Here is a 343-nt window from a genome sequence, read left to right as displayed (position 1 = left end):
ATCGTGCCGGGCTTTTGCGTTTCCAGCCATAAGGAACCGGACTAATGAATATGATCTATGCCCCGAATACGGCCCGCTTCGACCACACGGCGCGCGCGATGACCGAAGACGAGATGCGCCGCGTTGCGCCGTCCATCTTCGCGGTCGAGGCTCACGAAAGCCGCTCCGAGCGGTTCCAGCCCATCCCCACGATTGAAGTACTCCGCGGCCTCATGCGCAAAGGCTTTATGCCAGTTGGCGCACGGCAGGCACGCACTCGTGACGAAGGCCGAAAGGATTTCACTAAGCATATGATCAGAATGCGGCGCCTCGACGATGGCAAGGATTACAGCGTCGGCGACAC

General features: G+C 59.8%; 1 protein-coding gene. It reads left to right on the top strand.

Annotated elements, in window-relative coordinates:
* Positions 1-44: 44 nt before the first annotated feature.
* Positions 45-343 (top strand): DUF932 domain-containing protein (locus AF337_RS03935; protein ID WP_152970890.1); only part of this gene is annotated, 299 nt, incomplete at its 3' end.

Source organism: Rhizobium ecuadorense (genome assembly GCF_001187535.1).
Lineage (GTDB): Bacteria > Pseudomonadota > Alphaproteobacteria > Rhizobiales > Rhizobiaceae > Rhizobium > Rhizobium ecuadorense.
This window is presented reverse-complemented; position numbering and strand designations above follow the sequence as displayed.